General features: G+C 34.5%; 12 protein-coding genes. 4 read left to right on the top strand and 8 right to left on the bottom strand.

What is annotated here, in order from left to right:
• Positions 1–426: 426 nt before the first annotated feature.
• Both ACPF9A_RS10665 and ACPF9A_RS10670 read left to right on the top strand, forming a co-directional pair.
• Positions 427–783 carry a hypothetical protein gene (locus ACPF9A_RS10665; protein ID WP_424004279.1) on the top strand — a complete coding sequence of 119 codons (357 nt, stop codon included), beginning with the start codon at positions 427–429 and terminating at the stop codon, positions 781–783.
• 14 nt (positions 784–797) lie between these two features.
• Complete coding sequence (locus ACPF9A_RS10670; protein ID WP_424004281.1) at positions 798–1,808, top strand: type II toxin-antitoxin system antitoxin SocA domain-containing protein; 1,011 nt, start codon at positions 798–800, stop codon at positions 1,806–1,808.
• A gap of 360 nt (positions 1,809–2,168) precedes the next feature.
• On the opposite strand, the gene ACPF9A_RS10675 is transcribed toward ACPF9A_RS10670, so the two are convergent.
• The 5 genes from ACPF9A_RS10675 to ACPF9A_RS10695 are packed head-to-tail and all read right to left on the bottom strand — an operon-like array spanning position 2,169 to position 6,350.
• Positions 2,169–2,648 carry a methylated-DNA--[protein]-cysteine S-methyltransferase gene (locus tag ACPF9A_RS10675; protein WP_424004283.1) on the bottom strand — a complete coding sequence of 160 codons (480 nt, stop codon included), beginning with the start codon at positions 2,646–2,648 and terminating at the stop codon, positions 2,169–2,171.
• Between the two features lie 13 nt (positions 2,649–2,661).
• Positions 2,662–3,786 carry a CNNM domain-containing protein gene (locus tag ACPF9A_RS10680; protein WP_424004285.1) on the bottom strand — a complete coding sequence of 375 codons (1,125 nt, stop codon included), beginning with the start codon at positions 3,784–3,786 and terminating at the stop codon, positions 2,662–2,664.
• A gap of 37 nt (positions 3,787–3,823) precedes the next feature.
• Positions 3,824–5,167 carry a serine hydrolase domain-containing protein gene (locus ACPF9A_RS10685; RefSeq protein ID WP_424004287.1) on the bottom strand — a complete coding sequence of 448 codons (1,344 nt, stop codon included), beginning with the start codon at positions 5,165–5,167 and terminating at the stop codon, positions 3,824–3,826.
• Between the two features lie 21 nt (positions 5,168–5,188).
• A complete protein-coding gene (gene hemB, locus ACPF9A_RS10690) occupies positions 5,189–6,178 on the bottom strand; it encodes a porphobilinogen synthase (RefSeq protein ID WP_424004289.1) in 990 nt (329 codons plus the stop codon).
• Between the two features lie 22 nt (positions 6,179–6,200).
• Complete coding sequence (locus ACPF9A_RS10695) at positions 6,201–6,350, bottom strand: hypothetical protein (protein ID WP_166638520.1); 150 nt, start codon at positions 6,348–6,350, stop codon at positions 6,201–6,203.
• A gap of 606 nt (positions 6,351–6,956) precedes the next feature.
• Here ACPF9A_RS10695 and ACPF9A_RS10700 point away from each other — a divergent pair.
• On the top strand, positions 6,957–7,832 hold the full coding sequence (locus ACPF9A_RS10700; RefSeq protein WP_424004455.1) for an ABC transporter ATP-binding protein: 876 nt from the start codon (positions 6,957–6,959) through the stop codon (positions 7,830–7,832).
• A 1-nt stretch (position 7,833) separates the two neighbouring features.
• A complete protein-coding gene (locus tag ACPF9A_RS10705; RefSeq protein WP_424004292.1) occupies positions 7,834–11,436 on the top strand; it encodes an ABC transporter permease/M1 family aminopeptidase in 3,603 nt (1,200 codons plus the stop codon).
• 290 nt (positions 11,437–11,726) lie between these two features.
• Here ACPF9A_RS10705 and ACPF9A_RS10710 read toward each other — a convergent pair whose 3' ends face one another.
• From ACPF9A_RS10710 to hemF, 3 genes are read right to left on the bottom strand one after another with little or no spacing between them, the layout of a single operon-like run.
• Positions 11,727–12,515, bottom strand: coding sequence for a PhzF family phenazine biosynthesis protein (locus ACPF9A_RS10710; RefSeq protein ID WP_424004294.1), 789 nt, complete (start codon positions 12,513–12,515; stop codon positions 11,727–11,729).
• A gap of 11 nt (positions 12,516–12,526) precedes the next feature.
• Positions 12,527–13,471: a DUF4421 family protein gene (locus ACPF9A_RS10715; RefSeq protein ID WP_424004296.1), complete on the bottom strand. Its 945-nt coding sequence runs from the start codon at positions 13,469–13,471 to the stop codon at positions 12,527–12,529.
• A complete protein-coding gene (gene hemF / locus ACPF9A_RS10720; protein WP_424004298.1) occupies positions 13,462–14,364 on the bottom strand; it encodes an oxygen-dependent coproporphyrinogen oxidase in 903 nt (300 codons plus the stop codon). The genes ACPF9A_RS10715 and hemF overlap by 10 nt, the downstream gene beginning before the upstream one ends.
• Between the last annotated feature and the right edge of the window lie 125 nt (positions 14,365–14,489).

The raw sequence follows: 14,489 nt of genomic DNA on the forward strand, positions 1-14,489 counted from the left end.
GTTTTAGACATTAAACAAACCAAGTAGTTTGTTTTTTAGTTGGGTAAAGCAGTTGTTTTAGAACAAACTTTGTTGCTTAAACGGACTCTCATGGTTCAATAACCACTGCTTTCTGTGCAGTTTTATCGCTAATGCTCATGACCCTCAATGTAAAATGGTATATGACTGAATGGTTTTAAAAGGAAGAGTAAAATTAGCTTTGATTGCAGCCTTTAATATATTGATTAATCAACTTTAAGGAATAACCCAACCTGCTCTAGATTATGATAGAAATAATATGGTTAGATTTAATTTGATTTTTTCGACCGGTTATATAGCCAAGTATACTTTAAAGTGTATTTCAGATTATATTTTAATTAATTAATACACTTTATAGTGTATATATGCGTTATATTTTTACATTTGCAAAGAATTTGACACGTTAATATGGCGGATAAATCAATTGTAAAATCTTTTTTGCAAGAACTTAAGGCGATTATAAAGTCTTTAGGCATAATCTTCACCAATCGCCCTAAAAATAGTATTCAAAATCTTGCAGATTTAAGTATTACCGCTAAAATGCGTGAAGAAATAATTTTAAATCTAGAAGTAGAGGATTATAGCGAAGGTCCTTTAGAAGAAACTCAACAAGGAGGAACTGAAATGTGGGTTTTCGGTAAAGTGATTAAAGGTCAACAGGTCTATATTAAATTGACTATTTCAAAAATGACTGGAGGAGCAGTTTGCATCTCTTTTCATAAAGCGGAATATTCAATGAAATTTCCTCTTAAGAAATTAAGCTAAAAAAACAAACAATTATGAAAAGTCCAATCACAGGTAAGGAAATGGCCTTACAAAATGAGAAGAGTATTTTGGTTTTTCGAAAAGAAGAATTTGAGTATAATCACAAAAGTTATTTTTGTGAAGATAGTGGTGAGTCATTTACAACCACAGAGTTAGATGAATTTAATTTAAATCAAGTTTATAATAAATACAGAGATAAACATAATGTTCCATTTGCGGAAGAAATAAGAGAATTTAGAGAAAAATACTCTTTTAGCTATGCTGATATAACCAAAATATTAGGCTTAGGTATTAATAGTTACAGTAATTATGAAAAAGGAGAAGTGCCTAGTTTGGCTAATGCTGCGTTATTAAAAGCAATAATAAATAGTTTAGGAACATTAAAAGGGTTGATTAACAGTAATAATGAAATTTCTGAATCCCAAAGAGAGAAGTTTTTAAAAAATATCAGCAAAGTAAAAAAGGAAGAAGAATTAAATAAAAGAAAACAAGAATTGATTGACTATGTTTTTGACTATAACTTTTTGCCTGATAATTTTTCAGGTTATAAAAAACCCAATTTTGATAAACTAGTTGAAATGGTAGTGTATTTTACTGAAAATGTAAGAGTAACACCCACTAAAATGAATAAACTACTATTTTATTCAGATTTTTTACATTATAAATTAACTGGTGTTTCAATAAGTGGGACACGTTATTTTGCGCATACACACGGTCCTGTTCCTAAGAAATTTAGAACGTTATTCGATTATCTTTCAGACCAGCAAATTGTAGATTTAATTTCGGTTCAATATCCAAGTGGTTTAGTTGGTGAAGAGTTTATAAAAATTCCATCTAAATCATTTAAGAGTGAATTATTTGATAAAGCTGAGATTGATATTTTGGATGAAATTATTTTAAAATTCAAAAAGTACAATGCGAAGGAAATAAGAGAATTAAGTCACGAAGAAAAAGCGTGGATTGACAATGAGAAGAGTAAAGGATTAATAGATTACAATTATTCGTTTGAACTAATTCATGTTTAATTTTCAAATGTTTGCCAAGGAAATAATGAATTCATCAAGATAGGTTTATTTCCTGTTTTGGTGCTTAAAGCGTACCTAGCTAATATACTATTAAAGAATCAACCTAAAATTATCATCTCACATTCCATTACGGGAAACCATAATCACCATAAATTATTTAATTCTACGTAAGAAATGACTAAAAACAACGAACCGACCAAGTAGTCGGTTTTTTACTTGTAGCATATGTTTATAATTGTTGATAGTAACGACAGCAATCGCAATTGTATCGATAAAATGCAAGATGTAAGATGTATGAAGGGGAATTTTGAAAGGAAACCAACCAAGTAGTTTGTTTTTTAGACGGGTAAAGCAGCTGTTTTAGAACAAACTTTGTTGCTTAAACGGACTCTCATGGTTCAATAACCACTGTTTTCTGTGCAGACCGCCAGCGTAGCCTGTAAGTGAACCATCAGTGCCAATAACCCTATGGCAAGGCACCACAATCCATAACGGATTTCTGGCATTTGCAGAAGCGGCTGCTCTGGTTGCATTGGGATCACCTAATAATTTTGCAAGCTCTAAATAAGACTTCGATTTTCCGTAAGGTATATTCTGTAACTCCACCCAAACCTTCTTTTGAAACTCGGTTCCTTCAGGGTTTAGTTTTAAATCGAATTTGGTTCTTATCCCTTCAAAATATTCGTTCAATTGATAAACGGCATCTTCTAAAGATTCTGGTATAACATCGGTAAGTGGTTCATCAGAATTCAATACGGTTATAGCGGTAAGGCCATCAGCATCACCAATAATTTTTGCAACTCCTAAAGGCGTACTTATATATGCTATATCCTCCTCCATCGTATTTTGAAAATTATTCGTCTGGTGAAGTTGGCTTTTCGATCACGCCCGTTGCCTGAGCGCGTTTTTCCCAGTTTTTACGAGCAAGACTCTGTAAATCGGCAACATTGTCGCTCTCGTCCATTATTTCGAGTCCTAAGAGGGTTTCAATAACATCTTCCATAGTTACAATACCACTTACAGAACCATATTCATCTACAACAAGAGCAATTGCTTCACGTTTTTCAATGAATATTTCAAATAAGGTGGGTATTGGTGTACTTCTACGGGTTACTAAAATTTCGCGTTTAATATCTTTCAGCGGAATGTCTCCGTTCTGATCGATCATTTCTTCAAGCACATTATCCTTTAAAACAAAACCGGTAATATTATCCATATTATCGGTGTACACAGGAATTCTAGAAAAACGCAATTTAGGATTATCGGAAAAGAAATCTGCAATCGTTTTTTCATCAGATGCTACTTTCATAACTGCTCTTGGCGTCATTATATCTTTCACCAATACTTCATCAAACTTCAATAAGTTTTTAATAATGGTAGATTCAGACTTCTCAAAAACACCTTCTTCATGTGCCATATCGGTCATGGCATGAAAATCTTCGCGACTTAACACACTACCATGGTGTTTGCCACCGCCTACCATTTTGGTAAACAAACGCAGCAACCATAACAGCCCCGTATATTTTAAGCCCAAAACCATAATGTTCAAAGCCTTGGTAGAGAAATTAGCCAATTGTTTCCAGTACGTAGCACCAATAGTTTTTGGTATAATCTCTGACGCTACCAAAATAAGAATGGTCATAATGGTAGAAACCACACCAACCATTAAATCTTCTGTAAAGGTGATGCCTAAAAATGATTTGGTTTCGCTACCATATAATTCGGCATAGGCAACTTTTGCTTGCACACCTACCAAAATTGCACCGACCGTGTGGGCGATTGTATTTATGGTTAGAATGGCAATTAAAGGTTGATCGACATCTTTTTTAAGTGCCTCTAGGGTTGTTGCATACGCATGACCTTCTTTCTTTTTTACATTTATGAAAGTAGGGGTAATGCTCAACAGTACTGCTTCTAGTATAGAACACAGAAAAGAGAAGAAAATAGAAATGAACGCGTAAAAAAGTAGTAAGCCCATAGGGTTGTTTTATAAATCGAAGATATTAATAATAATGCTAAGGTTTGTGCTCTTTTACGTTATCAAATGCCTGATAAAATATTTGTTGGATGGATGAACGTATATTAAGATCGTAAATATTGCGATTTTCTCTCGTAGGATACACTCTATTGGATAGAAATATATACACTAATTTGCTTTCGGGATCTGCCCAAACAAAAGTACCCGTAAAACCGCTATGACCAAAACTTGATGCACCAACTTCTGGTGCAGGGTAGGCATCGGCAATTTTAAAGGTGTTATTTTCTAAATAAGGCTTGTCAAAACCTAAACCTCTTCTGTTATCGTTACCAGGATATTGAACTTTGGTGAATTCTTTTAACGTGTTTTCAGAGATATATTGCTTGCCAGCATAACGGCCGTTTTGCATGAACATTTGCATGATAATCGCCAAATCATTTGCAGTACCGAACAGCCCTGCGTTGCCAGAAATGCCACCTAATAAAGATGCGTTTTCATCATGTACCCAACCTTGGGTTAACGTATGTCTGTAAATTGTATCTATCTCTGTGGGGACTATTTTGTTGTTAAAATTTTTAGTGCTCGGCAGAAAACCGAAGGTTTTCATACCAAGTGGTTTGTAAAATTCATGCTCCATATAATCTGCATATGGAACGCCAGTAATTTGAGTAATGAGCTCAGGAAAAATCAGAAATGTGAGTCCGGAATATTTGTATTTTTTCTCTGCAGATACTTCAGAACGATTTATGATTCGGTACATTTTTCGGTGGAATCTATTTTTTACATAGATACCTTCAAATGCTTCGTTGCTAAATCTGTTACTCGATTTTCTACGGATGAACCTTTTTTTAAACCGACCGTTATTTTTTAAAGTTTCATTTAGGAATACGACATAAGGTTGAAGTCCCGCTTGGTGTGCTAAAATCTCGCGAAGCGTAATAGTTGCTTTATCTTTCTGTCTTCGCCAAGGTTTCCAATAGGTGCTAAAAGGGACATCTAAATCTAACTTTCCTTCATCGACCAATTTCATAATGGCAGGCAGCGGACCTAAAATTTTGGTGACCGATGCTAAATCATAGATGTCATTTAAAGCTACAGGCTGAATACTATCATAGGTGTGAAATCCGTAAGCTTCATGAAAAATGATATTCCCTTCTTTGGCAATTAATACCTGAGCACCGGGGAACGCATTATTTTTTATACCAGTCGTTACAATACTATCTACTTTGCGATATATGTAAAGAGAATCTAACCCATAATGCGCCAATGAAGATTCTTGCAAACTAGAACCAACCGGAAGCAATAAAGTTTTGGTTGCAGGTTCTTGGGAAACAAGAATACCACTTAATAAACCAAATAGTATAAAAAATAATTTATTCATTCACTGAATTCAGTCCTGCTTTTAACCCATTAATTTTACAGCATCTTTTGCAAAGTAACTTGCAATAATATTGGCGCCTGCTCTTTTAATTGCCAATAACTGCTCCATCATTACGGCATCATGATCTAGCCATCCTTTTTCGGCAGCAGCTTTTACCATCGCGTACTCACCAGAAACTTGATAAACGGCAACGGGTACATCGACTTCATTTTTAATTTCACGAACAATATCAAGGTAGCAAAGTCCTGGTTTTACCATTACGATATCTGCACCTTCTTCAATATCCATCAATGTTTCTTTAATAGCTTCAGATCTATTGGCAGAATCCATTTGGTATGTTTTTTTATCCTTAGGTACATTTTTAATGTCGACAGGGGCAGAGTCAAGTGCATCTCTAAATGGTCCATAAAGTGCGCTTGCATATTTTGCACTATAGGCCATAATACCGGTATTGGTGTAACCTTCATCTTCTAGAGCCTCGCGAATGCGAAGAATACGCCCGTCCATCATATCACTTGGCGCAACAAAATCTGCACCGGCTTTGGCGTGCGAAACACTCATTTCTGCCAAAACCTCTACGCTTTCATCATTAAGAATTTGTCCGTCAGCAACAATACCATCATGCCCGTACGAAGAATAAGGGTCAAGGGCAACATCTGTCATCACCAACATATCTGGACATGCATTTTTGATCGTCTTAATCGCCAATTGCATTAATCCGTTTTCATTCAATGCCTCAGAACCGATATTATCCTTTAAGTTATCTGGCACTTTAACAAATACAAGCACCGAACACAGCCCCATACGCCAAAGTTCTTTCACTTCTTTTGCAAGATTGTCTAGACTTAGACGGTAATAATTGGGCATAGAAGGTATTTCTTCTTTAATGCCTTTACCCTCCACTACAAAAAGCGGAACTAAAAAATCACTTGGTGTAATAATGGTTTCCCTCACCAAACTACGTATGGCTTCTGAACTTCTAAGTCTTCTATTTCTAATAAGTGGGTACATAATGCTATTTTATATTCAATATTTATTCAGATTCCTGACTTTTTTTAATAATGCTTTTTAAACGTTCTTTTCTTAGTGCGGCTTCTTTTTTCAATTTATTCTTCTTTCTATCCATTAGCTTGGCATGCTTTGCTTTGTTCACCGTATTTTTAGCTTTACCTTTTTTTGCCATAACTGAATATTTTTATTCAAACGCTTTATTGCTTTTTCACTATAACCTTCTAGTCTTTACCTGTTGAAAGCGTAAGCGTCTTGAAGTTATACAAAAATAGGGGAATTTGAAGAATAGCTACAGACGTTACCACTTATTTTTATTGGCTTAACCGCTAAATGTTTTTTGAAATAAAAACTCAGTGAAATATTACAATTCAAATATAGCTGGGTAGTTACTAGTAGATTTTTTTTGAAGGTTTCAAGAACTTATAAATGAGGGGCACTTACATGTTTTAGCGCCACATAGATTATGTAAAATTATATTCGGATTTGAAAAAAAATCCATTGAGAAGCAGGTTGTTGGAGTATTTAACCCTGCAAAGAATATTCGATTCAATTTCTTATGAGAAAAGATATATGTCAAACTTTTGAAAACGCTCAATTTTCTATTCAATGGTTTTATTTCTTAATAGTTTTCGCCTGTACATTTTAATTAAGAATAATTACTACGATTTTGTAGGGTAAGTTATATGATTGTGAATATTTTTTATCACTATTGTAACTTTTATAAGATTTTAGACACGTATTAGACATCTAAATACTAACCTTGAAAACCAATTACATTATGCTTTCGATTACAGATTTGAATAAAACGTATCCGAACGGTACAAAAGCCTTAAACAATGTTAATCTACAAATAGGTACCGGTATGTTCGGGTTACTTGGTCCGAATGGTGCAGGCAAGTCCTCTTTAATGAGAACTATTGCTACTTTACAGCAAGCAGATAGCGGTCATATTGAATTTAATGGCATTAATGTTTTTGAACAGCCCGATGAGATTAGAAAAGTTTTGGGTTACTTACCTCAAGATTTTGGCGTCTACCCGAAAGTATCTGCTGAAATGATGCTTAATCATATCGCCAAAATAAAAGGTATTCAAAGTAAAACGGATCGCAAGGCGTATGTAGCCGATTTATTGAATAAAGTAAACCTCTACAAATTCCGTAAGCGTAATTTGGGCGATTACTCTGGTGGTATGAGACAACGTTTTGGTATAGCTCAAGCATTGATAGGGAATCCTAAATTGATTATTGTAGATGAGCCAACTGCGGGTCTTGATCCTTTAGAACGTAATCGTTTTCATAATCTATTAAGTGAACTAGGCGAAGATGCCGTGGTTATACTATCAACCCATATTGTAGATGACGTTATTAATTTATGTACCAATATGGCCGTATTTAATGAGGGTAGTGTAGTGGTGCAGGGGCATCCGTTAGAACTTTCAAATACATTGAATAACAAAGTATTTCGTAAAAATATTGCAAAAGAAGAGGTTGAAATATACCAGTCAGAATATAATGTGCTGTCTACCTATTTACGAAGTGGTAACCTATATATTAATGTATTTTCAGAAGGCGATCCAGGTCAAGGTTTTGAAGAAGTGGCGAATAATTTAGAAGACTTTTATTTCTATAGTATTAACCAACCACAAACTGTTTAATATGAAAGAAATATTCTTATTTGAGCTAAAATATAGGCTTCGACGACCTGTTACTTATATCTACATATTTATCATGTTTTTAATACCCTGCTTACTTGGAGTATTTGACGAATCTGTAACGGCAGAATTCACGAATAGTCCGAATAATATAACAGGTGTTTTTGGAGTGTTAAGTGTATTTGCATTGTTCTTTTATGCCGCGATTATGGGTGTACCTGTGTATAGAGATGAAGAACATAAAACTGCCCAGACCTATTTCACTTTTCCTATTTCTGAAAAGAACTACATATTGGGTCGTTTTTGGGGTAGTTTTACTATCGTCACTATAATGAACATTGCCGCTATGCTCGGTGCAATGTTTGGTTATGTGTTAGGTGCATTATTAGATAGACCCGACTATGGTACGTATACCGATTTTAACTTTTGGTCGTACTTTTTTCCGTTTTTATACCTATTAGTTTTTAACTCCTTTTTTATTGGCAGTCTTTTCTTCTGTCTGATGACATTTTTTAAAAGAATGCCAATCTTATATTTAGGAGGTATATTAATATTTATCGGTACATCGGTATCGGGGCAATTACTATCTAGTTTAGATACAGAATGGCTTAGTATCTATGTTGATCCTTTTGGGCAATCTGCTTACAGCTTTTTAACAAAGTATTGGTCTGTAGACGAGTTAAACACTACCCAATTGGCTTTAACAGGTAAGTTTATGCTAAATCGTTTACTATGGTTGTCTTTAGGTATTTTGATATTTGTATTTACACTTTTTAAATTTTCGTATAAAGGGTTTTTATCCTCTAAGAAAAAGAAGAATGTAAAAGAAGATAATGATCTAATAGCATCTTCAGAAACCATTAGTGTTGTTCAAGAGTTTAGTGAAAAAGCGCAAAGACAAAATCTATGGTCTTTAAGTAAAATAGAATTTTTATCTATAGTTAAAGAACCTGTATTTCTTGTATTAATCATAATAGGGGTTATAGTAGCTGGGTTTATAACCTATCAAAATAATCAATATAATGGTACGCCGTCATTACCGCTTACTAGGTTTATGGTTGCCTATGTTTCTGGTGGGATAGCTTTATTTTCCACAATTATTCTAATTATTTATTCTGGTGAAGCAGTGCATCGTACAAGAAGTAATAAGACTTTTGAATTTTATGATGCGCTACCGGTAAGTAATACTACACTATATCTTTCAAAGATTATTTCGCTTATTGGTGTTGCCGTTTTGTTGACTTTAATCAATATACTGGTTGGTATTATGTATCAGACAGGTAATGGTTATTTTGATTATGAATTGGGTATGTACCTTACCTATAATTTTACATCTCTTTTTCCTTTATATGTTTCTACATTGTTATTGGCGTTTTTTATTCATGTGCTAGTAAACAATAAATTTTTGGGTCATTTTATTGTAATTATAATTTATGTGGGTATACCTATTTTGGTGAGTTTAGTGTTGAAAACAAATAACCCACTTTTAGCTTTTGGAGAAACAACACCAGGTTTTATAAGTGATTTAAATGGATTTGGACATTACCTGACTGGTCAATTTTGGTTGAACTTATATTGGGTTCTTTTTACAGGTACATTGGCTGCTATTGGTAGTGTATTCTGGAGTAGAGGTTTTTATTCTTCAGCAAAAGAGCGTTTAAAATTAGCTAAAAGTAGATTTAAGGGTAAAACGGTCGCTTATACCTTGTTTTTCTTATTTGCTTTTATCTCTGTAGGAGCTTATAGCTTTTACAATATAAAAGTTCTGAACCATATGGAAGATAGCGATTCTAGTGAGAAGCTTTCTGCTGATGCTGAAAAGGCATATGGTAAGTATATAGATAAGCCCCATATTCAAGTTATCGATTTAAAAGCTGATATAGATATTTATACAGATACACGTGGTGTAGATGCAAAGGGAGTGTTTACAGTTGTTAATCCTTCAGAAGTGCCAATCGATACCGTCTTAATGGAAATAAAGTTTCCAACTTATGATACTAAGATTACGAAGGTGGTTTATAATGATCAAGAGTTAAAACCGTTTTTAAGCGATTCATTGTATCGTTTATTCATTTACAAATTGCCAGAAGCTTTACAGCCGAAAGACACTGCTAATTTGGTTATTGAAACTAAGGCAAGAACTCATGGTTTTTCTATGGATAGAGAAACTGCTGTACTTAATAATGGTTCTTTCTTTAATGATGGTATTTTTCCAAGCTTTCATTATGATATTGCTTTGACAGAGAATGGTGCTCGTGAAAAATACGGTTTAGAGAAATTAGACTTTCTTTATCCGCCAAGAACAGATAGCATTGCTTTGAAAAAGAACTTATTCAATGAGGATAGCAATTATATGGATTTTGAAGCAACAATTAGCACATCAAAAGGGCAAACAGCTGTCGCTCCAGGAGTTTTGGTTAAAACATGGGATACCGAAGATAGAAGCTATTTTAATTATAAACTGGAAGATAAATCTGATTACTTCTTCAATTTTGTTTCTGCAACTTATGATATCGAACAAGATGTTTGGATAGCACCTAGTGGCAAAAAAGTGACTATTGAAGTGTATCACTCTCCGAAACACAAGAAAAACTTAGCTTCATTTATAAATGGGGTTAAAGTTTCGTTAGATTATAATTCTAAAAACTTTTATGAATATCCATATTCAGTTATCAGGATAATTGAGTTTCCGGCGCACACAACATTTGCACAATCTTTTGCGACAACGATACCTTACTCAGAAGATTTTGGCTTCGTAGCAGATTTTTCTAGCGAAGAAGATTTTAATTATGCGTTTAGGGTAACAGCTCATGAAATTGCACACCAATGGTGGGGTCATATCGTTACGCCAAGTAAAACAAGAGGAGCAAATATTATTTCGGAAACTTTAGCAGAGTATGTTTCATTAATGGCTTTAAAGCATGAATATGGTGAAAATGGTATTAAAGGGTTTTTAAAGCCTTCTTTAGATACCTATTTATCTAGAAGATCATTCAGTTTTAAACCAGAACGTTCGTTAATGGATGTTGAAACCGGTCAGCATATTTGGTATCAAAAAGGTTCCATGATTATGTATGATTTGCAAGATGTCATTGGTGAGGATGTAATAAATGCGGGACTGAAATCTTTCTTGAATGAATACAAGTATTTTGAAAAGGGAGTATATGCTACCTCTGAAGATTTCTACAAAGCTATTTATAATGTTACTCCAGATTCCTTAAAATATAAAGTTGATGATGGTTTCAAAGAGATTGTTCTTTATGAAAATCGTGTAATGGATGCTAAGACCAAAAAGCTAGATAATGGAAAATGGGAAACCACATTCACAGTCAATTCTAAAAAGATTTACTATGATGATACCGGTAAAGAAAAATTGATTGATGATAAAAAGAACTTGGTAGATATTGGTCTCTTTGGTGAAGATATCACTGGTGACGATGGGGTAACTATCAAGAACCCGTTTTACTTTGAATTAAAATGGCTTTCTGCAGGTGATAATACATTTACTATCGTTACTGAAGAAAAACCGTTAAAAGCGGGTATTGATCCGTATAATAAGTTAATCGATCGTAATTCTGATGATAATCTAGAAACGGTAGAAGAGTAGTTTTTTCAATTTAGTTAGTGAGCTCATCTTGACTTTTTGTTTGAAACCGAGAATTATGGCTTTTGTGCCGTAAGGAAGTCATTTTTTACTTGCATAGCCATAGCCATAGCCACGGAACTCAAAAATGACAAAATTAGGGTGCAAAATGTATAATTCGTAGGTAAAAGAAAAAGTTAAGAAGAGTTCAGTTATACCTGTTCGTTAATGGCAATTGTCATAAAACGGACAGGTTTTTACTTTTTTAAAACTTTGACAAGAGGCTGTATTAGTTAAATAGAGTGATACAAAACCTAAATCTCTATTTCCCCAATCAAGTAACAAACTCCATTACCCGATATTTTTACGCGGTCTCCCAAATATTCGCATTGTATATCGCCACCACGTTCAGATAGTTGTTTTGCGGTTAATATTTTCTTATTCAACTTCTCTGACCAATAGGGTGTAAGTGTAGTGTGTGCAGAACCAGTAACTGGATCTTCAGGAATTCCACATTGCGGAGCAAAAAAGCGAGATACAAAATCTACATCGTTACCTTTTGCCGTAACAATGACGCCTCTACAATCTAACTCATTTAATAAATGAAAATTAGGAGTGATGGCTTCTATTGCTTCTTGAGAATCATAAATAAGCATGTAATCTGTTTTCCCTTTATAGGTTTCTAAAGGTTGCTTTCCTATTGCTTTTGTAATGTTAGTTTGTTCTGAAACAGGCGTTACATCATCCGTTGGGAAATCCATCGTTAACAGTCCCGATTCACTTTTTTGGACTAACAATTCACCACTTCTTGGGGAAATAAACCGTAAAGTATTTTCTTTGAAACCGTAGTAATTATAGAGTACGAAGGCAGTTGCAAGGGTAGCATGACCGCAAAGATCTACTTCTATTTCAGGGGTAAACCATCGTAACTCATAATGGTCCTTATTCTTAACTGCAAATGCCGTTTCGGCTAAATTATTTTCAGCAGCTATCTTTTGCATTAAATCGGTTTCTAACCAGTTTTCAAGAATACAAACTGCTGCCGGATTTCCGCCAAATAGCTTGGATGTAAATGCATCAACTTGATATATTTTTTGCTTCATGGAACATAAATTTATTCAATCCCTAATTTACGACTTATCTCGTCGGCTTTCGCAATCCATTTTTTTGGCGCATCAAATCGATAGCCTACATAAAACTCGAGAAAGCTTATGGAGTCGTCTAAAACGAAATTCTCATCAGAAGTGTGACTTAATAGTTGCGTATTGATATTTACGCCACTAAAGAAATTTTCCGAATTATAACCTCCTGTCATTCTAAAGATCAGTTGCGCTAAACCATTAAATGAAGTTTTGCCTTCCGTTTTAGAAAGGTTAAAACCTAATCCCCCAGTGGCACCAGCAGAAACTAAATAGTTTTCATCAAATACCCAATTGTAATAATACCCGGGACCTATAGCAACCTTCAAAGATTTCTCTAATTGATTATCGATAATAGGGTCTTCTAACTTAAACTTGGTGTAGTAGTACGATATGCTAGGAATAAAACTGCCGACACTTTGTTTTTGCCATTCATTCTGAAACCCGATAGCACGAAACGAAAAATCAGGATTGAAAATGTAACTAGATGTTCCTCCGATTTTGAAGGTTTTTAAATCATCTATGGGTAAGGTTAAATCTGCCGTTCGAACGAAGAACCCTTTTTGCTTATAGATATCTAAGGTCTGCATGTATTGACCAAAGAAAGTGCGTATGTTGAAAGTGATTAATTTAGAATCCCCATTGTCTTTATTCTCTGATAGAAAGTTAGGTGCATACCCAAAATCAACTTCTAAAAATCGAAATAGAACCGATAACCCTAAATAGCTTTTGTCATTTGGTATAAACTCGGTTTTATTACGTGTTATCTTATCGCTAAGGGTAAAACTATTTGAAGTGGTCTGTAATGACAACCTCACGGTAACCTTATCAGGAAAGGCTTCTTTGTAGTGCGAATTCTGAGCTGTACTAATTTGTGTAAAGCATAGCATACACCAAAATAGAAAAATTCTTAAACCCATGCTTTTGGTTTCATCAATACTTCAATTAAGCGCTCTTCTTCGCTTCCTTTTTCTGGATGGTGGTCATAGACCCATTGTACATGTGGCGGCAAGCTCATTAATATACTTTCAATACGTCCGTTTGTCTTTAAACCGAATAGGGTTCCTTTATCATGAACTAGGTTAAATTCTACATATCTTCCTCTTCTAATCTCTTGCCAATCCCTTTGTTTCTGGGTATACTCTAGATTTTTTCTTTTTATAACAATCGGTACATAACAATCTAAAAAGCTATTGCCAACTTCGGTTACGAAGTTGTACCAGTCTTGCATATCCATCTCCGGAGTTGCTTTACAATAGTCAAAAAATAGTCCGCCTAGTCCGCGTGCTTCGTTTCTATGGGTATTCCAGAAATACTCGTCGCAGCGTTTTTTATAGGTGTCATAGAATGTGGAGTTATGTTTGTCACAAGCAGTTTTGCAAACTTCATGAAAATGAACGGCATCTTCGTCAAATAGGTAATAGGGAGTCAAGTCTTGACCACCGCCAAACCACTGGTCTACAATTTCGCCGTCTTTACCATACATTTCAAAATAACGCCAATTGGCATGAACCGTCGGCACCATCGGATTTTTCGGATGCAATACTAAACTTAATCCGCAAGCGAAAAAATTAGCATCTTCTACTCCGAAATAAACCTTCATACTGTCAGGAAGCTCACCGTGTACTCCTGATATATTTACACCACCTTTTTCAAAAACAGCTCCGTTTTCAATTACTCTAGTACGACCGCCACCACCTTCTGGGCGTACCCAAATATCTTCTTTAAAAGTGGCTGTGCCGTCTACTTCTTCTAATTTAGAAGTAATCGTGTCTTGAAGTTGTTCTATGTAAGCGTAAAATTTATCTTTCATGAGACTAGAAATATCATAATCGTAATAGATTACAAAATTACGATTTATTGAGAAGGTATTGAATTAGTATATGGCAATAAAAAAAGCGGGCACTTAGAAGGTTGCCCGCTTTTTAATCTATTTAA

The organism is Maribacter sp. IgM3_T14_3 (genome assembly GCF_049603095.1).
In the GTDB taxonomy this organism is placed as follows: domain Bacteria; phylum Bacteroidota; class Bacteroidia; order Flavobacteriales; family Flavobacteriaceae; genus Maribacter.